This window comes from Chitinophaga chungangae (assembly GCF_017742215.1).
Taxonomy (GTDB): Bacteria; Bacteroidota; Bacteroidia; order Chitinophagales; family Chitinophagaceae; genus Chitinophaga; species Chitinophaga chungangae.
Map to the genome: position 1 here is coordinate 106157 of NZ_JAGHKP010000005.1, position 25380 is coordinate 131536.

Annotated in this window: 21 protein-coding genes; 10 read left to right on the forward strand and 11 right to left on the reverse strand. The window is 53.7% G+C overall.

Annotation, left to right across the window (positions count from 1 at the left end):
- Positions 1-25 precede the first annotated feature (25 nt).
- Positions 26-1285 carry a DUF6807 domain-containing protein gene (locus tag J7I43_RS23760; RefSeq protein ID WP_209148493.1) on the forward strand — a complete coding sequence of 420 codons (1260 nt, stop codon included), beginning with the start codon at positions 26-28 and terminating at the stop codon, positions 1283-1285.
- Between the two features lie 2 nt (positions 1286-1287).
- Here the strand turns inward: J7I43_RS23760 and J7I43_RS23765 are convergent, their stop codons facing one another.
- Complete coding sequence (locus tag J7I43_RS23765; protein ID WP_209148494.1) at positions 1288-2643, reverse strand: NAD-dependent succinate-semialdehyde dehydrogenase; 1356 nt, start codon at positions 2641-2643, stop codon at positions 1288-1290.
- Between the two features lie 78 nt (positions 2644-2721).
- On the opposite strand from J7I43_RS23765, the gene J7I43_RS23770 reads away from it, so the two are divergent.
- A complete protein-coding gene (locus J7I43_RS23770) occupies positions 2722-3894 on the forward strand; it encodes an MFS transporter (protein ID WP_209148495.1) in 1173 nt (390 codons plus the stop codon).
- 49 nt (positions 3895-3943) lie between these two features.
- On the forward strand, positions 3944-4189 hold the full coding sequence (locus J7I43_RS23775) for a hypothetical protein (RefSeq protein WP_209148496.1): 246 nt from the start codon (positions 3944-3946) through the stop codon (positions 4187-4189).
- A gap of 1 nt (position 4190) precedes the next feature.
- Here J7I43_RS23775 and J7I43_RS23780 read toward each other — a convergent pair whose 3' ends face one another.
- The 3 genes from J7I43_RS23780 to pfkA form a co-directional block, all read right to left on the reverse strand.
- Complete coding sequence (locus tag J7I43_RS23780) at positions 4191-6011, reverse strand: glycoside hydrolase family 97 protein (protein WP_209148497.1); 1821 nt, start codon at positions 6009-6011, stop codon at positions 4191-4193.
- A 145-nt stretch (positions 6012-6156) separates the two neighbouring features.
- A complete protein-coding gene (pyk, locus tag J7I43_RS23785) occupies positions 6157-7647 on the reverse strand; it encodes a pyruvate kinase (protein WP_209148498.1) in 1491 nt (496 codons plus the stop codon).
- Positions 7648-7657: 10 nt separating this feature from the next.
- Complete coding sequence (gene pfkA, locus J7I43_RS23790) at positions 7658-8638, reverse strand: 6-phosphofructokinase (RefSeq protein ID WP_236023467.1); 981 nt, start codon at positions 8636-8638, stop codon at positions 7658-7660.
- A gap of 237 nt (positions 8639-8875) precedes the next feature.
- Here pfkA and J7I43_RS23795 point away from each other — a divergent pair, with 237 nt between their 5' ends.
- Together J7I43_RS23795 and J7I43_RS23800 are read left to right on the forward strand one after the other, a co-directional pair.
- Positions 8876-11029 carry a prolyl oligopeptidase family serine peptidase gene (locus tag J7I43_RS23795; RefSeq protein WP_209148499.1) on the forward strand — a complete coding sequence of 718 codons (2154 nt, stop codon included), beginning with the start codon at positions 8876-8878 and terminating at the stop codon, positions 11027-11029.
- 64 nt (positions 11030-11093) lie between these two features.
- Complete coding sequence (locus tag J7I43_RS23800; RefSeq protein WP_209148500.1) at positions 11094-11999, forward strand: SDR family oxidoreductase; 906 nt, start codon at positions 11094-11096, stop codon at positions 11997-11999.
- Between the two features lie 68 nt (positions 12000-12067).
- Here J7I43_RS23800 and J7I43_RS23805 read toward each other — a convergent pair whose 3' ends face one another.
- Genes J7I43_RS23805 through J7I43_RS23815 form a run of 3 tightly spaced genes read right to left on the reverse strand, consistent with a single transcriptional unit; the run spans position 12068 to position 17715 of the window.
- Positions 12068-12979 (reverse strand): HU domain-containing protein, encoded by a 912-nt coding sequence (locus tag J7I43_RS23805; RefSeq protein WP_209148501.1) that lies wholly within the window; start codon positions 12977-12979, stop codon positions 12068-12070.
- A 36-nt stretch (positions 12980-13015) separates the two neighbouring features.
- The gene (locus J7I43_RS23810; protein ID WP_209148502.1) at positions 13016-14638 is read right to left on the reverse strand and encodes a hypothetical protein; all 1623 of its coding nucleotides are present in this window, start codon (positions 14636-14638) and stop codon (positions 13016-13018) included.
- A gap of 8 nt (positions 14639-14646) precedes the next feature.
- Positions 14647-17715, reverse strand: coding sequence for a tetratricopeptide repeat protein (locus tag J7I43_RS23815; protein ID WP_209148503.1), 3069 nt, complete (start codon positions 17713-17715; stop codon positions 14647-14649).
- 353 nt (positions 17716-18068) lie between these two features.
- On the opposite strand from J7I43_RS23815, the gene J7I43_RS23820 reads away from it, so the two are divergent.
- The 4 genes from J7I43_RS23820 (at position 18069) to J7I43_RS23835 (ending at position 21639) form a co-directional block, all read left to right on the forward strand.
- A complete protein-coding gene (locus tag J7I43_RS23820) occupies positions 18069-18473 on the forward strand; it encodes a DoxX family protein (RefSeq protein ID WP_209148504.1) in 405 nt (134 codons plus the stop codon).
- Positions 18474-18578: 105 nt separating this feature from the next.
- A complete protein-coding gene (locus tag J7I43_RS23825; protein WP_209148505.1) occupies positions 18579-18998 on the forward strand; it encodes an acyl-CoA thioesterase in 420 nt (139 codons plus the stop codon).
- A 30-nt stretch (positions 18999-19028) separates the two neighbouring features.
- Positions 19029-20276, forward strand: a complete 1248-nt coding sequence (locus J7I43_RS23830; RefSeq protein WP_209148506.1) for a CinA family nicotinamide mononucleotide deamidase-related protein — start codon at positions 19029-19031, stop codon at positions 20274-20276.
- 40 nt (positions 20277-20316) lie between these two features.
- The gene (locus J7I43_RS23835) at positions 20317-21639 is read left to right on the forward strand and encodes a dihydrolipoamide acetyltransferase family protein (protein ID WP_209148507.1); all 1323 of its coding nucleotides are present in this window, start codon (positions 20317-20319) and stop codon (positions 21637-21639) included.
- A 537-nt stretch (positions 21640-22176) separates the two neighbouring features.
- Here the strand turns inward: J7I43_RS23835 and J7I43_RS23840 are convergent.
- Positions 22177-22500, reverse strand: a complete 324-nt coding sequence (locus J7I43_RS23840; protein ID WP_209148508.1) for an RNA recognition motif domain-containing protein — start codon at positions 22498-22500, stop codon at positions 22177-22179.
- Between the two features lie 250 nt (positions 22501-22750).
- Between J7I43_RS23840 and J7I43_RS23845 the strand changes: the two genes are divergently transcribed.
- A complete protein-coding gene (locus J7I43_RS23845) occupies positions 22751-23470 on the forward strand; it encodes a hypothetical protein (RefSeq protein WP_209148509.1) in 720 nt (239 codons plus the stop codon).
- A gap of 53 nt (positions 23471-23523) precedes the next feature.
- Here the strand turns inward: J7I43_RS23845 and J7I43_RS23850 are convergent, their stop codons facing one another.
- The 3 genes from J7I43_RS23850 to J7I43_RS23860 form a co-directional block, all read right to left on the reverse strand.
- Complete coding sequence (locus tag J7I43_RS23850) at positions 23524-24138, reverse strand: DUF4230 domain-containing protein (RefSeq protein ID WP_209148510.1); 615 nt, start codon at positions 24136-24138, stop codon at positions 23524-23526.
- Between the two features lie 11 nt (positions 24139-24149).
- Positions 24150-24620: a GNAT family N-acetyltransferase gene (locus tag J7I43_RS23855; RefSeq protein ID WP_209148511.1), complete on the reverse strand. Its 471-nt coding sequence runs from the start codon at positions 24618-24620 to the stop codon at positions 24150-24152.
- Positions 24621-24706: 86 nt separating this feature from the next.
- Entirely contained in the window at positions 24707-25354 is a 648-nt protein-coding gene (locus J7I43_RS23860) for a helix-turn-helix transcriptional regulator (RefSeq protein WP_209148512.1), read from the reverse strand.
- Positions 25355-25380 lie beyond the last annotated feature (26 nt).

Consider the following 25380-nt stretch of genomic DNA (forward strand, 5'->3'; position numbering starts at 1 on the left):
TAATCGTTCATTACAAATAGTCCATATGAACTACCCGCGTTATGCCTGTTTTATCACGCTCATTTTTTTTGCCATGACGGCCAATGCGCAGCTGCAAGCCCGTTACACGGTGAAAGCCGGGAAATACGCCCGTCACAATACCATCATTTCCGTGCCCGGCGAAGCGCAAAAGGGCGATGTATACCAGCTGTACCTCGTGAACGGCGACAGCAAAACACCCGTGCCCGTGCAGGTGAGCAACGGGAGGTTCGTATGGCCGCTGGGCGATGATCTGCAAGCCGGGCAGCGCCGCGTGTTCGAGTTGTGGAAGAACGGGAAAGACGATGCGCCGGCGAACCCGGACGATGCAGTAACCGTCGATAATTCAGCGGAGGGTTTTACGGTGAAACGCGGCCGCAAGCCGGTGCTGTTTTACCAGGCGGCGATCAAAGACGTGCCTCCCGGTGTGGACACGGCTTTTCGCAGAGGCGGTTTTATCCATCCCGCGTATACCCCGGGCGGAAAAGTGCTCACCAACATCCAGCCCAAAGACCACTACCACCACTACGGCATTTGGAACCCCTGGACGGATACGGAATTCGAAGGCCAGGAGGTCGATTTCTGGAACCTTTCCAAAAAACAGGGCACCGTGCGCGTGAATTTTGAAAGCGACCGCAATTACAGCGTGTCCGGCCCGGTTTGGGGCGGCTTTTTACAGGTACAGGACCATATCGTGTTCGGAAAAGGCGGCCCTGATAAAACGGCTATCAAAGAAGAACTGGAAGTAAGCGCTTACGGCGCCACGAAAGACGTACAGATATGGGATTACAATTCCACGATGGCCTGCGGTACGGGTTCGCCGATCACTTTGAAGGAATACCGCTATGGAGGCGGGTTTTCGATAAGAGGGGCCGAAGAATGGAACAATGAGAACAGCGCGGTGCTGACTTCGGAAGGGAAGACCCGCAAAGACGGCGATATGACGCATGCCCGCTGGTTCAAAATTACCGGCGAATTGAAAGGCGGTAAAGGCGGCATCCTCGTTTTATCTTCCCCGCAAAACTTCAACTCGCCGCAGCCGCTGCGCGTTTGGCCCGAGAAGGATCAGCACGGGCAGGTGTTCGCCGAGTTCAGCCCAACCAAAGACAAATCCTGGACGTTGGAGCCGGGTAAACAATATCTTCAGCAATACCGCGTGATCACTTACGACGGCGACCTCACGGCCGAGCAGGCGGAGGCTTATTGGAACGACTATGCCCATCCGCCGGTGGTGGATGTGGCGCCTGCGAGAAAAATCAAAAAGTAGCTTTACTGGATATACACCGTCTTGATATTCATGAATTCATGCACTCCTTCCACGCTCAATTCGCGGCCGTAACCGGATTGTTTGATGCCGCCGAAGGGAAGCCTGGCGTCTGACCGTACCATGGCGTTGATGAACACGTTGCCGCTTTCGATAAGAGAAGCGAGGCGGGCGGCCTTTTCAATGTCTTTCGTCCAGAGCGCGGCGCCGAGGCCGAATGGCGTTTGATTGGCGAGACGGATGGCGGAGGCTTCGTCGTTAGCCGTGATAATAACGGCCAGCGGCCCGAAAGTTTCTTCGTCGAACGCGGGCATGCCGGGTTTTACGCCGGTGAGCAATGCGGGGATAAAATTGCAGCCCTCGCGTTCGCCGCCCGCGAGCAATTGCGCGCCCTGGGCGATGGAACGTTCCATCTGCGAGGAAAGTTCTTCCGCCAGGTCCGGCCGGGCCATGGGGCCGGTATCAGTATCCGCCCGAAAGGGATCGCCCTGGCGCAGCGAAGTGATGACGGATTGCACCTGCTGCGTGAAGTCTTCCGCGATGTTTTTTTCCACGATCCATCTTTTTGCGGCGATGCAGCTTTGTCCTGCATTCTGCATACGCGCCTTGACGGCGGTTTTGGCCGCTTCGGCAAGGTTGGCGTCTTTCAGCACGATGAACGGGTCGCTGCCGCCCAGTTCCAGCACGGTTTTTTTGATGTATTTGCCTGCCAGCGCCGCGACGCTCATGCCCGCCGGCGTGCTGCCCGTGAGCGTAACGCCCTGCACTCGGCTGTCTGCGATCAGCGGCTCCATGTCTTTAGACGATACCAGCACGGTTTGAAATGCGCCTTCGGGGAAACCCGCTTCCAGGAACAGTTTTTCGATAGCCAGCCCGCAGCCGCTTACATTGCTGGCATGTTTCAGTATGGCGGCATTACCTGCCAGCAGGTTCGGTATGGCGAAGCGGAACACCTGCCAGTAAGGGAAATTCCAGGGCATGATGGCCAGTACGATGCCTTTGGGCTCAAACGCGGCGTAACTTTTTTTACCATCCGATTCGATGGGGCGGGGCTCCAGCAGCGGCGCGATGTTGGCGGCGTAATATTCGGCGGTGGTAGCACATTTCAGCACTTCGGCCTTCGCTTCTTTCAGGGTTTTGCCCATTTCTTTCGAAATGATGGTGGCGTGTTCCGTGGCATTGTTCTTCAGCAATTCCGCCACGCGCAGCATCCAGTCGCAGCGGCGCTGCAGGCTTTCATGACGCAGCGAGGCAAACGCCTTCCAGCCGGCCTGCATTTTCTTTTCGATCTCTTCCGGCGTATGCGCGGCATATTCAGCAATGGTTTCCTGCGTGTAGGGGTAAATACTCTTGAACGTCATGTTATAAAGTTAAGGAATTTTGCGCGTGGCGGCACTTGTCGCAAAACCGTTAACTTTGCAGCCGAAACAACGGGAAACATGTCTTTAAGCAAGCTGAACATTGCCGTGATGGCCTTATGCACGGGCCTTATCGTCGCGAACATATATTACGCGCAACCTTTGCTGGCGCTCATCAGCAGGGACTTCAACGTTTCCGAATCCAACGCGGGGCAGGTCACATTTTTTACACAGATCGGGTATGCAATGGGGCTGTTGCTCTGCGTGCCGCTGGGCGACAAGCTGGAGCGGCGCGGGCAGATACTGGTAATGACCGGTCTGGCGGTAGCTTCGCTGGTGGCGGCGGCGCTTTCCGTTAACATCGGGATGCTGAAAGTAACGGGTTTCGTGATCGGGTTCACTTCCATTGTGCCGCAGCTGATATTGCCGCTGGCGGCTTCGCTGTCGGCGCCGGAAAAAAGGGGAAAAGTGATCGGCGTGATCATGAGCGGGCTGCTGATCGGCATTTTGTTGTCGAGAACGGTGAGCGGCATTATCGGCGAGCACCTGGGCTGGCGCGCGATGTTCTGGATCGCGGGCGCATTGTCTTTCCTGATGATGGCGATCATGTTTTTTTCGTTTCCGAAAAGCAAGCCCGCGTTTACCGGGAGTTACGGCGCGCTGATGCGATCGGTGCTCGTGCTGGTGAAAGAGCAGCCGCTGCTGCGGGAGGCCTCGGCCATCAATGCGTGCGTATTCGCGGTTTTCGGGCTGTTCTGGACCACTTCGGTGTTCCTGCTGGCAAATCCTCCTTATAATTTCGGAAGCGATATCATCGGCCTGATGGGCCTTGCCGCGGCCGCGGGCGCTTTGGGCGCGCCGCTCGTGGGAAGGATAGCGGACAAAAAGAACCCGCGCATCGCGATCGGTTACGGGGTAACGATGATCCTGCTGAGTTACGTCGTGTTCTGGATCTTCCGCAATTCGCTCACCGGCATCATCGCCGGCATCGTGCTGCTGGACCTCGGTTTGCAGGGTGTGCACGTGTCTAACCAGACCCGCATTTACTCCCAGTTGCCGGAAGCGCGCAACCGGATGAACACGGTTTTTATGACGGTGAGCTTTATCGGCACTTCGCTCGGCTCCGGGATCGGCCTTTGGGTGTGGGACGCGGCGAAATGGACGGGCGTTTGCATCGCAGGGCTGGTCATGACGTGCATGGCTGTGCTGATCTACGCTTTTACTTACAGGAAACAGGCGCAGCTTCAATTATAAACATCCGTAGCGGAGGCTTGATTTTTGTGCCATGTTGGGGAAAAAAGACATGGAAACAACAACATTCGATATGCTGCTGCACCAGGTGCCTTATATAGTGAAAGCAACGCCTTTCCGGTTCAATGACGAAACCCGGTTTACGATCAGCTATAACGGCGGGCCGGATCACATATTCGCGTGGGACGATAGCACGATGGAATTTACTGCCATAGACGACGATGCGTCGGCGATTCCCGATGAAATGGAAAATGCGATCTCGCTCAAATTACAGCTGTTGCTGGCAGGCAAAAGTTAGATCATTGTTCTTCCCTGATCCGTATTACCAGGCCGCCCGTTGGCGGAAGCGTGAACTTTTCCGCGGCTGAAGCCTTTATGTTTTTCTTTTGAACCGCAAACCCTTCGCCGTCGCTTACCACGAGGGCCGCATAGTTTTTGCGGCCCAGGAAAACGGGGCGGAGGGTGAACGCCTGCGGCTGCTCCGTTCCGTTGATCACCGCCACATACCAGTCTTTCCCTTTTCTTTTTGCCAGCGCTGCCAGCTTGCCTATTTCACTTCCTTCGAGCGAGATCGTTTCGTCCCAGGTAACGGGGAGCGTTTGCAGCAGCGGTATTACCGGCGCATACAGCGGATCGTTTATGACGGTTACGGGGTTTTCCGCCATACATTGGAAGGGAGAATTAAAAAGGTAAAGCAGCGCCAGCTGGTGCGTATAAGTGGTGTTGCCTTTGTTCGAAAAGAAACCCGGCGTATAATCGCCATGCCCGCAGAGGAAACGCGTGAAAGGCAAGGCCGCATTGTGCCAGGCGGGGATCGGCTCGTTCATGTTATTCAGTTCCATGCCGCGGATGCCTTCCCTGGTCATTTCATTGGGATAGGTGATGTTTTCGCCTGTAGGGGCGTGGCACCCGTGGAAGTTAACCATCAGGCGGCGGGCGGCGGCGGCTTTGAGGAAATCAATCTCAAAATCCACCAGCGCTTTTGCTTCGCTGTTCATAAAATCGGTTTTAACGCCCGCTACGCCGCAAAATACCAGGCTGTCCAGGAAACCGTTGCGCTGCGCGGGCTCGCGCAGCCATTTGGAATCGCGCCAGACCCATACTTTCACGTTTTTTTCCGCTGCGTAGCGGCAGATCTCTTTCAGCTGCGCCCACTTGTCCGGCCATACGGTTTCCCAGCCTTCGTCCAGCAAAGTATATTCGAAATGCAGGGCAGACGCGGCGTCGATGAACCGTTTTTCCTCATCGGGCTGCATGTAATTTTCCTTCCGCGTGATCCAGCTCCAAACGCTTTTGCCGGGGCGGACCCAGGAGCGGTCTGCATACAAAGAGGTATCCGCGGGAGGCGCCAGCGCGGCGATCATCCCGTTGTTCACGAGGCTGTTCAGGTCTTCCGCGTACATCACTATCCGCCAGGGAGAATACCGGCCGCCTCGCACTTCAAAACCATTGTTCCCTTCCGTGAAATTCACCTGTACAAGGCGGTCGCCTTTCGCTTCCAGCCGCATGCCGCTGTAATCGTACAGTGCGGCTTCAGAAATGGCCATATAACTTTTATCCGTAAGCTGTATCACCAGCGGTTTGCCCTGCACCGGGCCGGATGAGGAAATAACCGGCAGGCTGTCTACCGTGGTATGCATCCACCATCCCGCATAAGATTTCAGTTTCCAGGCGCTGTTCCTCTCAAAGAACCACACGCGCGACGATGCGGGCAACGTAAATGATGTGCGTTCTTCTTTGACGTTTAACACGCCTTCGCCGGGAAAGCGGTAACGGAAAGCGCAGCCGTCGTTGAACAAGCGGAATTCCATCCGGAACGTTTGATGTGTTCCTTTCACCGTAACCTCGTACAGGCGGCTGTTTTGAACGGACGTTTCCCGCGAAATGTCAATGGCGGTGACGTTTTCCCCCAACACCCCGGCAAAAAGCCGCACGCCGGCGGGAGAAGGCGCAATGAGCGGTTTTTTGCCTGCAGAAAAAGACCAAAAGAGGTTGCCATTGCTGACGGACAATCTGGCGGAAAGTTTACCGTTGGGGGCTTTGAAATGAAGCACGCGCTGCGCATGCACTTGCGGCGTTAGGTACGATAACAGTATGAAAAGAAGGATGAATGGACGCATTGCTCAAAATAACAACTTCATGAAAATTCGCCGAACGGCTGCGGAAGGAAAAGGAGTGGGAGCGCTCCCATTTTGCGGGAATGCTCCCAAAACAAAAAGCCGGTACAGCGATGTACCGGCTTCGTTGAAAAAAATATGATCTGCCTTATTCTGGCACTCTTGTGATCTTCAGCATGTTGGTGGGCAGGTGCAGTTTAACGGGCGTGCTGCCGGTGTTTACCACCACGTCGTTCGTTTTCACGAAACCTCTTTCCTTCAGGATGTTGATCTGGTCGGAGATGATATCGTCGAGGCTTTCTTCTTCGCCATAGTAGAAGGCGCGTACGCCCCAGCTCAGGCTCAGCTGGTTCACCAGCGTTTTTTCTTTCGTGAAGATGAACAGCGGCGATTTCGGGCGGTAGCTGGAAAGCATGAAACCGGTGTAACCGCTCTGCGTCATCCCGATCAGCGCATCGGATTCCAGGTCTTCCGCGATCTTGCACGCATTGTAACAAAGCGCGTCGCTCAGGAAGGTGGGGGAGTGGCGGTGGGGGATCAGGTTGCGGTTGTAGATGATGCTTTCTTTTTCCACTTCGCCGATGATCTTGCGCATGGTCTGGATCACGAGGGTAGGATGGTTGCCGGTGGCGGTTTCGCCGCTCAGCATTACCGCATCGGCGCCTTCCAGCACAGCGTTCGCCACGTCGGTGATCTCGCTGCGGTTGGGGCGTGTGCGGTCTATCATCGATTCCATCATCTGCGTGGCCACGATCACGGGTTTCGCGCGGTGGATACATTTGCGGATAATGTCTTTCTGGATCATGGGGATCTGCTCTACGGGCAGCTCCACGCCCAGGTCGCCGCGGGCGATCATTACGCCGTCGCTTTCCCAGATGATCTCTTTCAGGTTCTGGATCGCTTCGGGTTTTTCGATCTTGGAAATGATCTTCATTTTGGAATTACGCTCTTTCAGGCGTTTGCGCAGCAGTCCGAGGTCTTTTACGTTACGCACGAAAGACAGCGCCACCCAGTCGCATTCATGGTCGATGATAAATTCCAGGTCTTCCTCGTCTTTCACGGTCAGCGCCGGGAGAGATACTTTGGTATCGGGAAGGTTGAAGCCTTTTTTGGAAGACAAAACCCCGCCCAGCAGTACTTCCGCCTTGATGAGGTGGTCGGGCGTGATCTCTTTTACCACGGTTTCGATCTTGCCGTCGTCCAGCAGGATCTTCTGGCCGGGACGAACGTCTTTGTGGAGGTCATGGTAAGATACGTAGATCTTTTCCATGGTTCCCACGCATTTTTCGGTGGTAAAAGTGAGGATGTCTCCTGTTTTCAGCGGAAGGGCGTTGTTCTCGATCTCGCCCACGCGCAGTTTCGGGCCTTGCAGATCGGCCAGGATGGCGATGTTGTAAGGCTCCGTTTTATTGATCTGGCGGATGTAGTTGATGATCCGCAGTTTATCTTCATGGCTCCCATGGGAAAAGTTCAGGCGGAATACGTTCACCCCGGCCTGTACGAGTTCCAATAATTTCTCATAGGTATCAGAAGCAGGGCCAACCGTGGCTACGATCTTGGTTTTCTGCTTCGCATGCGCCGCTCCGGCATCGTTGTCCATTTCCTTATGAAAGTATTTGGACAGATCTTTTGTACTCATAGACGTTTATTTAACTCGCAAGAATTTTGACGATCTTAAACCATTCCGGGTCGATTTTTTGTTTGGCTTTTACGGCCTTGTCGAGCGGAGTATATTGTATTTTATTATTCACGATACCGATCATGACGTTGGAGGTGCCGGTGATGAGGGCATCTACCGCGGCATAACCCATCCTGCTGGCCAGCAGCCTGTCCATCGTGGTGGGTGTTCCCCCGCGCTGGATATGGCCCAGGATACATACGCGCGTATCCAGCTGGGGCATTCTTTCCTGTACGTGACGGGCTACTTCGTTGGCGCCGCCGAATTCGTCGCCTTCTGCCACTACGATGAGGTTCACCATTTTCTGGCGGCGCTCGTTGGCCTGGAGGTCGTCGATCACATCGTCGATATTGGTTTTACGCTCGGGGATGAGGATGTGCTCCGCACCGGTGGCAATACCGCTGTGCAGGCCGATATATCCCGCGTCGCGGCCCATTACTTCGATGATAAAAAGGCGGTCGTGCGCATCCGCCGTGTCGCGGATCTTGTCGATGGCTTCCACGGCGGTGTTCACCGCAGTGTCGAACCCGATGGTGAAATCGGTACCAGCAATGTCTTTATCGATAGTGCCCGGTAAACCGATGCAGGGGATATCAAATTCCTGGCTGAATTTCTGCGCGCCTTTGAAAGAACCGTCGCCGCCGATCACGACCAGCCCGTCGATCCCGAATTTCTTCAGGTTCTCATAAGCTTTTTTCCTGCCGTCGGCTTCGTAAAATTCCTTGCAGCGCGCCGTTTTCAAAACCGTGCCGCCACGCTGGATAATGTTGGCGACAGATTTGGATTCCATAGGAAAGATCTCACCGGTCAACATCCCTTTGTAGCCATACATCACGCCGAACACGTTCAAATGATGGTAAATTCCCGTCCTTACTACCGCCCTTATGGCTGCGTTCATCCCCGGGGCATCGCCTCCGGAAGTAAGAACCGCGATGTTGTTCACTTTTTTCATGTGATAATTAATGTCTTCAATAATGCCACATGGAATGTTATTTCATGTGTAATCTTAATATTTTCCGTCAATGCCACATGGAATGGTCATTTCATAGTAATATTGCTCAGTAGACGCCCCTTTAAAAGGCGCACAAAATTAACATTTTTAAATAGTTTCCTATCATTATTCGATGAATTAACCTAAATTTTTAATTTTAATCAAATAAATGCCCAACTTTTTTTAAAAAATATATGTATGACAAAATTAAACCATAAACATGTGGCCATGGGTGTTTTGATGTCGATTACTACCGGAACGGTGGCTGCGCAACAAGCCCCGATCACTTATCCCCTTACCAGGAAAGTAGATACTGTTGATACCTATCACGGCAAAAAGATCGCCGATCCGTACCGCTGGCTGGAAGACGACAACAGCGCGGACACCAAAAGCTGGGTGGACGCGCAGAACGCCGTTACCCAGAACTACCTCGCTTCCATCCCTTTCCGCCCCCAGGTGAAACAACGGCTGGAAGAGCTCTGGAACTACCCCCGCTACGGCACTCCCTTCCGCGAAGGCAAATATTATTATTTCTATAAAAACGACGGCCTGCAGAACCAGGCCGTGCTGTACCGCCAGGAAGGCCTCAACGGTACGCCCGAAGTGTTCATCGACCCGAATAAACTCTCCGATAAAGGAACCGCCGCCCTCGGCTCGCTCAGTTTTTCCAAAGACGGCAAATATTGCGCGTACCTCATCGCCAAAGCCGGCTCGGACTGGCAGGAAGGTTTCGTGATGGACGTAGCCAGCAAACAGCTGCTCAGCGATAACCTCGACTGGATCAAATTCTCCGGCCTTTCCTGGAAAGGCGACGGCTTTTATTACAGCCGTTACGACGCACCGGACGAAAAAAGCAAACTCTCCAAAAAGAACGAGTTCCATAAAGTATATTATCACAAAGTAGGCACCGCGCAGGAGGAGGACGAGCTGATCTACGTGGATAAAGAGCACCCGCTGCGCAATGCAGGCGTGGGCCTCACGGAAGACGAGCGTTTCCTCATCCTCAGCACTACCGAAGGCACCAGCGGCAACGAACTGTATTACCGCGACCTGCAGGACCCTTCGCAGACCGGTTTTAAACTGCTGGTGAAAGGTTTTGCGTACGAGCCGTCTGTAGTGGAAAACGTGGGCGACAAACTGCTGCTGCTCACCAACCACGACGCGCCCAATTACAAGCTGGTGCTGATAGACCCGAAGAACCCGGCGAAGGAAAACTGGAAAGTTATCATTCCCGAACAAAAAGAAGTGCTGCAGGGTGTGGGCACGGCCGGCGGCAAATTGTTCGCCAGCTACCTGAAAGACGCATCCACCCGCATCGTGCAATACAGCGTGGACGGCAAACTCGAAAAGAACATTGCTTTGCCGGGGATCGGCTCTGCCGGCGGTTTTGGCGGTAAGAAGGAAGACAATATCCTGTTCTATACCTTCACCTCTTTCGTAGCGCCTCCCACTATTTACAAATACGATATCCGGAGTGGGAAATCCGAAGTGTTCCGCAAAACCGAGGTGAAATTCAACCCGGCCGATTACGAAACCAGACAGGTGTTCTTTACCAGTAAAGACGGCACCAAAGTGCCCATCTTCCTGTCTTACAAAAAAGGCATTAAAATGAACGGCCAGAACCCCACGCTGCTCTACGGCTATGGCGGTTTCAACATCCCGATGACGCCCGGTTTCTCCGTATCCAACCTCTTCTTTATGGAGCAGGGCGGTATTTACGCGGTGGTGAACCTGCGCGGCGGCAGCGAATACGGCGAAGAATGGCATAAAGCGGGCATGCTGGAAAAGAAACAGAACGTGTTCGACGACTTTACCGGCGCGGCTGAATACCTGATCAAAGAAAAATACACCAGCCCGGCGAAACTTGCCATCCGCGGCGGTTCCAACGGTGGCCTGCTGGTAGGCGCGGCCATGACGCAGCGGCCCGAACTGTTCAAGGTAGCGCTGCCCGCAGTTGGCGTGATGGACATGCTCCGTTTCCAGAAGTTCACCATCGGCTGGGCCTGGGTAACGGAATACGGCAGCAGCGACAAACCCGAGCAGTTCGATTACCTGGTGAAGTATTCCCCGCTGCATAACCTGAAAAAAGGTACGCATTACCCGGCTACGCTGGTTACCACGGCCGATCACGACGACCGCGTGGTGCCGGCGCACTCCTTCAAGTTCGCCTCCGCGCTGCAGGAAGCGCATGCGGGCGACAACCCGGTACTGATCCGCGTGGAAACGCAGGCGGGCCATGGCGCGGGCAAACCTACGTCTAAACTGATCGACGAGGCGGCAGACGTTTGGTCGTTCACCATGTTCAACCTGGGCATGAATTTCAATGCGGTGAATGTGGGCAAAAAAATGTAAGCATAAACTTTACCGATAAACGCCGCGTAATACTCCATGTTACGCGGCGTTTTAGTATATTAACATGATGAAAGTTTTAATCACAGGGAGCAATGGTCTCCTCGGACAATACCTGGTACAAAGGCTGGCCGGAAACCCGGATTACGATGTGATTGCAACCGGCAGGGGGCCTAACCGCCTGCGGATGAAAGAAGGGTATACCTACGAATCCGTGAACCTGGCGGACGAAGCGGCTGTAAAAGGCCTGGTGGACCGCCACAAGCCCGATGCGATCGTACATGCCGCGGCCATGACGCAGGCAGACGATTGTGAACGCAACAAGGATTCCTGCTGGATGGCGAACGTGACCGCCACCCGCTCCCTTTTGCAGGGCGCTGAAAAAGCCGGTTCGTTTTTCCTTTTCCTCAGCACCGACTTTGTATTCGACGGCCTCGCCGGGCCTTACCAGGAAGACGATCCCGTCAACCCCGTCAACTACTACGGCGCCAGCAAAGCCGCCGCGGAACGCATTGTAAAACAGGCGAAAATACCCTGGGCCATCGCCCGCACCGTGCTGGTGTACGGCGTGGCAGACGATCCGCGACGAAGCAACATCATCAGCTGGGTAAAGTCCAACCTCGAACAAAAGAAAAAGATCAAAGTGGTGGTGGACCAATGGCGTACGCCCACCCTCGTGCAGGACCTCGCCGAAGGCTGCAGGCTTATCATCGATAAAAAAGCGGAAGGCGTATTCCACCTTTCCGGGAAAGACATGTTAACCCCTTACGATATGGCCGAAAAAGTGGCGGATTACCTGGAGCTGGATAAGAAGCTCTTCGAAAAGGTAGACGCGTCCAGTTTCCGGCAGCCGGCGCAACGCCCGGCAAAAACAGGCTTCGTGATCGATAAAGCGGAACGGGAGCTCGGTTTTGAGCCCCATAGCTTTGAGAGCGGGCTGAAGATCGTGGTAGAGCAGCTTACAGGCAAATAAAAATATGCAGCATAAAAAAAGGCCGTCCTGGTAATGAAGGGACGGCCTTTTCTTTTTATGATCGTTCGTTAATAAGCGATGTGTACCAGCATTTTGAATTTTTCCGCTACGGAATCCTTCGCGGCGGCAGTATCCGCCGGCAGGCTGCGGAAAGGTACGGCCAGGTTGAACAGCGTGGAATCTTTAGACGCAAACAGCACCACCTCGGAATGACCCCAGGAGATCCTTTTGGCGAGGTTTTTTTCCGCGGTCTCTTTGGTTTTGAAGGTCTGGAACACCACGAAATAATTGATGCTGTCGCTCACCGGGGGCGCAACAGGCTCGGCCACGGCGGGCAGGGAATCCTGCACGGGCGGAGTAACCGCTGCCGGTTCGGGACTTGTATTGGCCGGGGCCTGCGGCATCAGCTGGTCTTTGAATATCCAGGCGGCTGCGCCCGCGCCGATCAGCGCGAGGGGCAATACCACCCACCACCAGCGGAAGCGGCCGCGGGATTCATCTTCCAGCACGGCTTCGGTATATTCCACGATCTCCTGGTTCACCACTTCGGTAGTGCCTTGCAGCACTTTGGGCGCCGCATCGTGCCGCAGCACGGGCGCCAGTTCCAGCGGCTGCCAGGCATCGGGCAGCTCCTGCGCGGTAAAACGTACCTGGCCCAGCGGGTCGAGGCGGAGGGAGCCGATGTTCGGCAGGTCTATTGGCTGGCCGGACTGCAGGTTTTCCCTGAACTCCTGGAGGTATTTTTCCAGCTTGAGGCTGGCCACAGATTCGATCAGGTTCTCTTTCTGGGAGATCCAGTGAAGGCAGGAGCCATCGTCTTCCCAGCGGGTCTCAAAGCTCACCTGCTGGCGGGGCGGCGTCAACACCTGTTCCACCACGGAAAAATGCGCCGGGATGTGCTGGATGGTGAACGTGCCCACCTGCGGCAGCGAGCAGGTCTGCTGTTTGAAGAGCACTTCTGTGATATATTGCTGTAGCATTACGGCCGGGTCGATTTTGAGTGCAAGTTTACGCAATTAAAACTTAACCATGATACCCCCTACCACATTCAGGCCATAGCTCTGGTACCCGTACCAGCGCTGGTACTTGTAACTGAGCAGGTTATTGGCATTCAGCCAGAGGTTGAAGTTTTTACCGATGTTGTACACCGCTCCCGCGTTCAGGTCCTGCGCCGGCTTGGTTTTCCCGAAGTCGCCGTTGCGCAGCACGTAATAGCTGCCGCTCAGGGTGTAAAGATTGGCGTTGAGGTGGAATTTTTTGCCGAAAGAGTACTGGGCAAACAGCGTGGCTTTGAAAGGCAGCATGTGCCAGGGTTTCAGCTCGGTTTCCTGGTCGTTCCAGTTATACCAGTCCACGCTTACGCGGGCCTGGAATTTCTCTTCCTGGATATACCCTACTTCCGCATGCAGCTGGAACGCCTTCAGTTCCTCTTCGTTCCGGATGTCGAATTTTTTCCCGTCGGCGGTGGAGGTATCGTTCACGAACAGCGGCAGGTTGTGCCAGGTGATGGCGCCGAACTTGGTGTTGTAAGTGAAATGATTGCCCAGCGTCCCTTTGATGCCGGTATACTTTTCTTCCACGCGGGTGTTGAGGATGCCGGCCGGGTAGGTGTTGATGAACGGGTTTTCGTTCGCCAGGTTGCGGAAGTTGTTCTTGTCGATATAAGAGATCCAGCCGCTGCTGAGGATAAGTTTTTTACGGATCAGGTGCGATTCGTTCACGATGTCCGGCAGCAGGTAAAACTTGCCGTTGCTCCAGGTAGGGTTGGCGCCGGCATGCAGCATAAACCCGGGCTTGGTGATCTCCACCGCTGGGTGGATCGCGGCCAAGTTGTTATTGATCTGCTCGTTGTTGTCTTCTTTGAACGTGCTGAGGTCGGCCAATCCTTCCACCTTGATCCAGATGTCTTCGAAAAGCTGTTTACGGATGGGCGCTTTCAGCACGAAGGTGTTTTCCATTCTTTTATACGAATCGCCGAACACCACGAACTCGGCCTGGGGGTTGAACCGGAACGCCCAGTCGTTCTGCGGCCTGTTTTTCAGTCCCACTTTGGCGATCACTTCGTTGAACGCCTGGTTTACGTCAGATTTTTCGAATTCATATTGAGTATGATCGTACCCGTAATAATGCACCTGGTTGCGGTTGTAACCCAGGCTGCCGTTGATCTCGAACAGGGGCGAGAAGTACGTGCCGGATGCCAGTACGTTCACGGTGGAATAGTCCTGGTTTTCGATATCGCCTTTGGAAGAAATGTAATTAAAGGCCAGCCCGAAGTTGTATTTGTCTTTGCGGCCGCTGCCGAACCCTGCCTGGATGAGCGGGGTGGAGTAATTGCCGTAACCGATCTTCACGAAATTGTTCTGCAGGTTGAGGGCCGAAGTGTCTCTCCCGAGCGCCAGCGGTTTGATGGGCACGGGCTGGTACATGAAATAAAGGTTCAGCGCGGGCACCTGGTAGCCGAGCCGCGGGCGCGCCGTGTCCAGCGAAGGCAGCGAGGCCGTAAGGTTCAGCTTGGCCGCGTCGCGCAGCTTGGGCTGGTACTTGCTGATGATGTCTATCGTTTCCTGCTTCAGGGAATCTTTCTGTGCGAAAGCGCCAAGTGGCAGTGCGAGTAAACCAAGGATATATCTGATCTTCATGTTTGTCATCATTTAATTTTAGAACCTGCTTTTTCTTCCGCTTCCACTTTTTCGAGCTTCTCTTTGGCTTCGGCTTTCAGCTCCGGTATCGGGCAGTTTTCCGCGATGCTCTGGAAGGTGGCTTTGGCGTTGAAATAATCTTTCTGGCGGTGATATACATCGCCCAGCAGGATGTATGCTTTGGCTGTCCAGGTTTCGTAGGAAGAAGTATTCTTGATCACGTCGAAGCCGGCTTTTTCGGCGGCAGCCAGGTCGTTTTTATCAAGATAACACTTGGCGATGTTGTACCGCGCTTCCGCGCCTACTTCCGATTTGGTAAGGCCCGTCACGATCTTAAACTCTTCGATGGCTTCGTTGTACTGCTGCTTTTCCTGCTGAGCCTTGCCGAGGTAGAAGTGCCCGATGATCTGATCGTCTGTGCTGATATTGGTGGCAGACAGCAGCTGTTCGGCGAACTGGCTTACTTCTTCCCAGTGTTTCAGCTGGTAATGACTGCGCAATAAACCTCTTTTAGCCGCCATGGTATTGTCTTTGGTGGTGGCCATGCTTTCCAGCTGCTGGTAGTAGCCCAGCGCTTTTTCATAATCCTTCACCTGGTAATAGTTCAGGTAAGCGGCCTGCAGTGCGGCCCTTTCAGCGAAAGGACTGGCGCCTTTGGTGAGCACGAACTCATAAGCGGGCAGGGCGGCGGCGTAGTCTTTTTTGTTGTAAAGACATTCGGCTTTATAGAAATTGGCCTGCAGGGCGAACTGCCCGGCCGGGAATTTCTGCAGGTAGGTATCGAACGCCGTGATGGCGCCCGCATAATCCCCGCTGCTGAAGCGCGTTTCCGCGGCGGCGTAGCTCAGCGAATCTTCCGCGGTGGCGGATACAGAGCGGCCGGTGGATTTCAGCAGGGCGAGATAATCGTCTGTTTTGCCCTGGTCTACATAAATAGTGCGGATATTCTGCAAAGCGGTATTGGCTTCGTTGGAAGCGGGGAATTTTTCCACCACCTGCCTGAAATAACCCACCGCGGTGTTGCCCTGGTCGGTGTTGAAATACGCAAGCCCCAGCTTCAGCAATGCTTTCGGCGCATTGGGCCCTTCGGGTGCTTTCTGAAGGATGTTCTTAAGATGGGGAATGGCGTCGCTGAAACGTTCGTCGCTCAGGTAAGTGTCTGCAATCTCCATTTCGGCGTCGTTGTTGAAACCGGAGTTGGGATACTTGGCGGCGAGCTGTTTGAGCAGGTTCAGCTTTTCGCTGTGTTTGCCCTGGATGCCGAGGATGATGCTTTTCTGGTAAGTGGCGTAATCTGCCCCGGGATCGTTGTTGGCGATGATGCGGTCGTACAGCGCGGTGGCTTCGGGGAAGCTGCGCAGCATATAATGACAATCGGCCGCGCGCAGCAATGCGTCTGTATTGATGCGCCCGGCATTGGGGCCGCTCGCGCGCTGGGCCGCTTCAAAATAAGGCAGCGCGTTGGCGTACTGTTCTTTTTTGAGCAGGCTGTAACCCATGTTGTAGCTGGCCGTTTGTACGTTGGCCTCGCCGGAAACAGGGGCGGAGCCGGTGCTGAAATAAGACTGGAGCGCGGAGATCGCTTTGTCTGTATTGTTCTGCCGCAGTGCTACTTCGGCTTTCCAGAACTGCGCCAGCTGCACGATGTTTTTGTCGTAAGGATTGGCCAGCGAAATATCCAGCAAACGGTCTGCCTCGGCCAGCTGCTGGTCGTTGATCAGCTGCGTGGCGCGGCCGTAGGCCACTTTCTGGTAGGCTTTCAGCACGGCCGGGCTTTTTTCCGGCAATTGTTCCAGTATGGCGATGGCTTCTTTGTAATTGTTGGTGTTGGCGAACAATTGCACGAGTATCTCGCGGGCTTCGCGGGCGTACTCGGAGCGGGGATAATTGTTCATGAAATTGGTCAGCTCGGCGATGGCCGCGTCCTGGTAACCGAGCTCGAAAGAAAGTTTGCCGTAATTAAAACGGGAAATTTCCTGCTGTCTGGCGTTGGAGCTGTTGCGGGCGCTGAAGGCGAAAGCGTTGCGTGCGTTGGCTTTCTGGCCGGTGCGCAGGTAACAGTCGCCCAGCAGGTACATGGAGTTCTGCCCCAGGGAATCCTTCTCGCTGCTCAATTGTTTGAATCCCGCGATGGCTTTGTCGAGATTGGCGGTCTGGTAGTAGGCGTAAGACAGCTGGTAAACGTCTTCCCTGCGCACTTCATCCGCGTTGTCGTTAAATTCTTCGAGGTAAGGGAGCGCTTTCTGGTAATCTTTCTTTTCAAAATAAGCCTGGCCCACGAGCTGTTTGAGTTCCGCGTCGTAATAGATGTTGCCTTTGCGGATAAGCGGTTCGGCGTAAGCGATCACCTGGTCGCGTTTGCCCTGGAAGTACAGGATCTCGGCGATGTAGTACGGTACTACGGTGGCGTATTTCGGTTCGTTCTTCACGCGGTCGAAGCTGCTGAGCGCGGCCGCGTACTGTTTGTTGTAATAGGAAATAAAGCCGTAATAATAGTTGGCCGGGATGTAGTATTTATTCTGGATATCCTTGATGGAAGCGAACAGCGGTTGGGCTTTCGCAAAATCCTTCACGTTGAAATAACAGTAGGCCAGTTCGAATTTCATATCGGCGATCTCTTCGTTGGAGAGATTGTCGATACTTGCTTTTTCGTAATAGGGAATGGCTTCCTGGAGTTTGTTGGCGTTGAAATAATACCTTGCGAGCTGGAAGCTGACCATTTGTTCGCGGGCGCTGTTGTTGAAATATTTCAGGAACTCCAGCGCTTTTTTCTCGGCATCGTCGTTGCCGAGCTTGAGGGCGCACATGGCGTAGTAATAATGTGCGTCGGTATTCACCAGCGAGCGGTTGGTTTCTTTGAAATACCCGATCCCGTCGATGGTTTGTTTAAAAAGTTGCTGGGAAACGGCGTATTTGCCTTCCTTGTAGAGTTGCTGCGCTTCTTTGAAAGTTTTGTCCGGCTCGGTATACACGCGGGTCTGCTGCGCGGACGCGGCAGTGGCCCCTGTAATTCCCGCCAGGATCAGGAGCGCATGCAATCGTGGAAAAGCGCAGTTTTTTCTGGTGAATAGCTTCATGCTTTTTATGTTATTTCGTACAATATTTTTTAAAAACGGTTCAGCCCCGGAAATATTTCAGTGGCCGCGCATTGCGGCTTTCGAAATATCCCGGCGCCGGGTCTGAAAATTGGCATCAAAAAAGGGGTGCAAACCGGGCAAATATAACCGTTTCCGCCTGTTTTGCCCTGCGCAGGTTATCTACCTTATGTGGATAAACTGTGGATGTGGATAACTATCAGGATGTGGCCTTTGGTTTTCGGGAAATGCCTCGCTAATTTTGAATTTTATGTTGATATGCATTAAGAATATCTAAATTTGAGTAGTGATCCCGATGCGGGAGTACTTAACAAGAATCAAACCAAATATCATCTATGAAACTTCTCTCTTCCAAGGTCAACAGCGGAGCACTGAATTTCGCCCTGTTGCTGCAACGCGTGGTGTTCGGCGCGCTTATCATGATGCATGGCTGGCCCAAGCTCGTGAATTTTGCGTCGAAAGCCCAAACCTTTTCAGATCCTTTGGGTATCGGCAGAACGCCGTCGCTCATCCTCGTCATCTTCGCCGAATTTTTCTGTGGCGCGCTGGTGCTGATGGGGCTGCTCACAAGGCTGGCCACCGTTCCGCTGATCATTCTTTTTTGCGTGATAGTTTTTATGATCCATGGCAACGACCCCGTGATGCAGAAAGAAGCCGCCGTGATGTTCCTCGGCATGTGGGTGTCCATCCTCTGCACCGGACCCGGCAGATATTCGCTGGACGCAGCCATCGGCAAATAACCTTTTTACATACATTTCCAGGGAGTTCCGTGCCATCCGCGCACGGAACTCTTTTTTTATCCCTGCCAAATCCCCTACATTTACAATCCATTTTAAAGACTGACCATGTACACAACGACGATCGATATACGCGTGCGGTACGGCGAAACGGACCAGATGGGCTATCTCTACTACGGGAACTACGCGCTGTATTACGAAGTGGGAAGAACCGACGCCATCCGCCAGCTGGGCTTCACTTACCGCGAACTGGAAGAACAGGGCGTGATCATGCCGGTAGCGGAGCTGAACGTGAAATACCTCCGCCCCGCGTATTACGACGACGTAATAACGGTGAAGACTATACTAAAAGAACTGCCCGCCAACCATAAGATCCAGTTCCACTCCGAATTATACAACCAGAAAGGCGAACTGCTGAACGTAGGCTCGGTAACCTTAGCTTTTATAGACGCCAGAACAAAAACACGTATGAATATGCCGCAGGCCCTGCGTGAAAAACTGGAGCCGCATTTTAAAACGGCGAAGTAGATCGGCATCGCCGCCCCACAAGATCTTATCATGGAAAAAATTTTAGCGAGCATTATCACGATCGGCGACGAGCTGCTGATAGGCCAGACAGTAGATACCAATTCCGCCTGGATGGGCCGCCAGCTCAACGATGCGGGCATCTGGGTGCAGCGCCGCGTAGCGGTGGGAGACGACCGCGAGGCCATCGTTCGCGCGCTGGACGAAGAAGGGAAACTGTCGCACATCGTGCTGATCACCGGCGGCCTCGGCCCTACGGCAGACGACATTACCAAACCGGTGCTGCTCGGTTATTTCGGCGGCAAACTGGTGCAGGACGAGCCCACGCTCGCCCGCCTCATGTCTTTTTTCGAAGCGCGCAAACTGCCCGTGCTCGAACGGAACGTAGCGCAGGCGCTCGTGCCGGACAGCTGCACGGTATTGCAGAACATGCGCGGCACCGCGCCCGGCATGTGGTTCGAAAAGGAAGGGAAGATCTATGTATCGATGCCCGGCGTGCCGCATGAAATGAAAGGCCTGATGGAATCGGAAGTGATCCCGCGGCTGCAGGAACGTTTCACCACGCCCACGCTGCTGCATCATACGCTCATTACCTACGGCATGGGCGAATCTTTCGTGGCCGAACGCCTCACCGGTTTCGAAGCCGCTTTGCCCCCGCACATCAAACTGGCGTACCTGCCCAGTTACGGCCTGCTGAAGCTGCGCCTCACTTCGGTTTCCCCCGGAAAAACTTCCGCCGCCACGGAAATGAAAACAGCGTTCGATACACTGAGATCCTTGCTGGCAGACGTTGCCGTAGCCGAAGCCGACGAGCCCATGGGCGTGATACTCGGGAAAATATTGCTCGAAAAAGGACTGACCGCCGGCACCGCCGAAAGCTGCACCGGCGGCAATATCGCCGGCCAGATCACCGCCGTGCCGGGCAGTTCCCGCTACTTCAAAGGCAGCGTCGTGAGTTACGCAAATGAAACAAAAATGAACCTGCTCGGCGTGAAAGCCGCCACGCTGGAGCAATACGGCGCGGTGAGCGAACAAACCGTGCGCGAAATGGCGGAAGGCGCTTTAAAAACGCTGAACGTAGACTGCGTGATGGCTGTTTCCGGCATCATGGGGCCGGACGGAGGCAGCGGAGAAAAGCCCGTAGGCACCGTATGGATCGCCGTTGGCGGGAAAAACGATATCCGGACAACGCTGCACCGCTTCCGCTACGACCGCTCGCGGAACACAGACATGACAGTGGTGGCGGCCATGAACGAATTGCGGAAATGGCTAAAACTTTAATTTCCCTTATTTTTGTCATCTATTAATAAAAAGCACTTATATGGCAATAGTCGAACTGGTGATGCCCAAAATGGGAGAAAGCATTATGGAAGCCACCATCCTGCGCTGGCATAAAAAGCCGGGCGATAAGGTGAAGGTGGACGAAACGGTGCTGGAGATCGCTACAGACAAAGTGGACAGTGAGGTCCCTTCCATTGCGGAAGGAGAGATCACCGAGATCCTTTTTAATGAAAATGACGTGGTGCCCGTGGGTACCGTTATTGCAAGAGTGCAAACCGAAGCGGGCGCTCCCGTGGCCGCATCTCCGGCAGCGGCGCCCGTAGCCCCGGCAAAACCGGCGCAAATGGAATCGCAGTTCCAGTCCGTGCCTTCGCCCGCAAGGCCGGAACCCGCGCCCAGCCAGCCTTCTGGCGAGCCGCGTTTTTATTCTCCGCTGGTGTTGACCATCGCGCAGCAGGAAGGCATCAGCTTCGCCGAACTGGAGAAAATACCCGGCAGCGGCAACGACGGCCGTGTAAGCAAAAGAGATATCCTTGATTATATCGCCCGCCGCGGCCAGCAGGTACAGGAGCCTGAAGTGGTGCACGAAGCGCCCCGGGCCGCAACGCCCGTACGGGAAATGACGACCGTGCCCGCTTCCAACAGCTATGGCGGCAACGTGGAGATCATCGAAATGGACCGCATGCGCAAGCTGATCGCCGACCATATGGTGCGCAGCAAGGCCATCAGTCCGCACGTGACCAGCTTCGCCGAGGCGGACGTGACCAACATGGTGCGCTGGCGCGACAGTGTGAAGAAGGATTTTGAGAAACGCGAGGGCGAAAAGCTCACTTTCACGCCGTTGTTCGTGGAAGCCGTGGTGAAATGCATCAAACGTTTCCCGCTGGTGAACTGCTCGCTGGACGGGGACAAGATCATCCTGAAAAAAGACATCAACATAGGCATGGCCACCGCTTTGCCTTCCGGCAACCTGATCGTTCCGGTGATCCGCAATGCGGACACGCTCAACCTGGTAGGCCTTACCAAACAGGTGAACAGCCTGGCCAACGCCGCGCGTCAGAACCGCCTGCGGCCGGAAGACACGCAGAACGGCACTTTCACGCTCACCAACGTGGGCACTTTCGGCAGCCTTACCGGTACGCCGATCATCAACCAGCCGCAGGTGGCCATCCTGGCGGTGGGCGCCATCAAAAAGCGCCCGGTGGTGGTAGAAACGGAACAGGGGGATTCCATTGCCATCCGGCATATGATGATCCTGTCCATGTCTTACGACCACCGTATCGTAGACGGCTCGCTGGGCTCTACTTTCCTGAGCGCGGTGGCTACGGAACTGGAAAATTTCGATCCCGCGAAGGAATATTAAGTCTTTCCGGAAAAATGATAGCAAGGCCGTCCCGCACCGGGGCGGCTTTTTTGCTGGCGGTTATCCGGGGAAATGCGGGCGCAGGGAAAGTAATGGTATATTATCCGGTATGCGGGGTACAACGATCCTTATAGGATCGATATGTGAGTGAAGGTAGAGAGAAGAAGGAGAGCAAAAGGCAAAATGATATGACTGGAGGGGACAGTCCTTCCATGGGGTAAAAGCGTTCAGACCGTAGCTGAAGCGCGGGCAAAGGCGTTCCGCTTTTAACAAAACCACCGTCCGGCGGCACTCCCGGCGTGCCGGGAACGTATTCGCTACCGGGCCGGCGGATAAAAATGTTCCGGTCCGATCCGGCTGGTAGCGGGAAAGATGGCGCCCGGGCTATGAATTTAATCGAAATGCCGCGTTTAAGCCGCTTTGCCGCCTGGGAGGGAAGCGGGCAGGGAAGGGGTGTTTCGGGGCTTTAATCAGCCCGCAGGGCATAAAAAAAGGCTTCCGGAGAAGCCTTTTATAGTGTCATCGATGTAAGTCTTATTAGTAACGACGATCGCGGCCACCGCCACCATAACCACCGCCACCGGGCCTGCCACCTCTGTTGCCGCCACCGGGGTTCGGTGCTTTCGGACGTGCTTCGTTGACCATCAGCTGTTTGCCTTCCACTTCACTACCGTTCAGACTCTCCATTGCTTTACCAGCTTCGTCCTGGTTAGGCATTTCAACGAATCCAAAACCACGTGAACGACCGGTTTCGTGATCTTTAATGATTTTTGCGGAGGTAACTTGCCCGAATTCGCTGAAGATTTGGTGAAGGTCCTCATCGTTCAACCTGTAATGCAGGTTGGCTACGTAGATGTTCATGATAAAGAAATTAAAAAATGAAAAATAATATTGAAGTTAAGGAATTAACTGAATAAAAAAATAACTCCCCGCATTTTTCAAGGATTTCACGTATTTGCCATATATGTTAAATAACGGTTAAATACAATATCATAGGCCTTTTTCAGGGATTATATACGGGGTAAAAAAATGTGAAAAACGTGGATGACCGTGTTATGTATTAGAAAATTTCGTAAATTCAATGAAGGCCGGATTAAATGGCCCGCCAACTATGAAAGCATTGAGCGACACATGGTTCGCGGAAGGGTTCATAGATTTTGAACTGAAAAAATATACCCTGCTCGCGTACCTCCAGGAAATCAACCGTTATTTCAACGAAAATAAATTGTACCCGCAGCTCGGCGATGTCATTTTCCACTACAACAACCTCGTCGCTTTCCGGGACAATAAACAGTTCCTTCAGCAGCATTTTCCCAAACGCCTCACCGCCGTTAATATGGAAAGGCTGCAGCTGCTTTACGAACAAATGATCGCAGACGACGAACTGATGGAAGAACTCGAAAACATTCTCCAATACGCTTTACAGAAGATGAACGGAACGATCAAAGAAGGAACGGAGATCTACGAGTTCGTGGAAGACAAACTCAATATCACCCCCGTCGGCCTCATCCCGCTCGATATCCAGGAAGGCTACATGCTGCTGTGCGACGGGCGTTTCAGCGATACGCGCGTTTATCGTTACCGCCTCACCATCTTCGAACGGCACGACGAAAAATACCGCGGCATCCATACCGATTTTATCAACACCTACACCCGCAGTCTTACGCAAACGTATTCCGGCATCAAACGCGACCTTATCCGTCACCGGAAAGACCTGCCTAACCCCGCGGTATACACGGTGGAAACAGACCTTACCTTCCCGGTGGAAGAAACGCTGCTGCCCGTTGCGAAACGCTGCCTGGTGAAATACATCAGCACCGGCGCGGCATAAAAAAAGACCGGCGGGAAGCCGGTCCTGGTATCTTCTGAAACCCTTGCGGGTGTTTAGTTTAGCTTTAATCTTTTTGGCGATTCGTTGCCGAATTTTACTTCCACATCGTACTTCAGCGGCGCGTAATAGGTGGCTATGATGTTCCTGATCTTTTCCTTGCATTGCTCAAGATACTGGGGATTGTTCGTCAATTGTTCGCGGGAAGTTTCGTAGAGTTTTTTCTGCACGTCAGTATAGGTTTCGTCGTCGGAAAACATAAGCCATCCTTTTTTATTGGCGGTTTCCATCTTATTCAGCTGCAGCTCGTAACTCAATAACGACGGGGCCGGGAGGTTTACGGTAATGAGCTTGTCCTTTTGCGAAACGGAAAAATTCTGATCGTTCACATCCACGCCATACTTTGCGGTATACGGAACCGTTACCCAGATGGTATTTTCGGCGAACACGCGTTTCAGGTTATCCGTCCATTCGCCGCTGTTCTCCACATTGCTGCGTTTGATGGAAGCATTGCCCTGCACTTCAAGGCTCGCCAGCTCCGCGATCTCTTTTACGATCAGGCTGTTCGACAGCACCTGCTGGTTCACGTTCTTCGAGCCGGAACACCTGCCCAGCATGAATATGCCGATTATAAAAAGTACGACGACCGCCCACTGGATGATCTTCTTCATGCAAATATTTTTTATGAATGCGCCTCGTTTATCCCGGCGTATGTTTTACCAATCCTTCTGCTCATGCATCTTTCCGGGTATTCCCATACCGTGAACCCGAACTGCGAATAAAGCCCCTGTGCGTCCAGCGTCATCAGCATCATTCTGCGGATCTGCTGCAGGCCGGGGTGGGAGAGGATCACTTCCATCATCCATTTGCTCAGCCCGAGGCCGCGCCTGTTTTGCAATACAAATACGTCCGCCAGGTAAGCGAACGTCGCGAAGTCGGTAATTACCCGCGCAAAACCGACCTGTTGCCCGTTTTCTTCATAAATGCCGAAACACAGCGAATTTTCAACGCTTTTTTCCACGAGGTCGCGCGGGATATGCTCCGCCCAATACGATTCGCCAGAGAGGTAACTGTGTATCACATCGATCTGTAATAATGACTTGTCCGTAGAAATCAAAAATCCGTCTTTCCGGGCTTCAACTGGTCTTTGCATGGTTTGTTGGTTAATGCCCTAAAAATAACAAAAACGCCGGATGCACGGCACCGGCGTTTTCAATATTCCGTACGCTTGTTAACGACTTATGCGTAACGCTGCCTGCGCAGGATGCGGGTGTACAGCTGCGGCGTAAGGCCCGTTACTTCCATGAACTGGCGTTCCAGTGTATGGCGGCTGGTTTTGAAGCGGAGCGCGAGCTCCAGCATGGCAACCTGCCCTTTTTGTTCAGTTAGGTAATCCACCATTTCATCCACCTGGCGAAGTGCCGGTTGCTGATACGGTAAAAGGCTTTCGAGGGCCGAATCCAGGATATGATGAATTGAATGGATGTCTGTCGCCTGGTGCAGCTGCGCGGCCGTGTCTTTCCAGCGAACGTCCACCTTGGTGAGATCGCGGAAATAATTGGTCACCGATTCCATGCTGATGCCCATCAGCCGGTGGCTGGCGTAGGCGTTGAGCTGCACGATCACTGCGTTGAGCGGCCCGTTCACGCGTGCGTTCACCACGCAGGTAAAAGGCCCGGTCACGGATGCTTCCGGCAATTCGAAAGACGCATGGTCCATCGGTTTAAATGCCAGACCGCCCTGCTGAATGAATACCAGGTATTGCCTGCCTGCCGTAAAAAGTTTCTTTTTAGCAATGTCTGCAGCTGAAGTGATGTTCTGCAGTACGATGTACTTTTGCACAAAAGGATGCAAAGTGGCTTTCGGACTAAGGATATAGGTGTTCATAGGACTGATTGCGGTTTTTTCGTAAA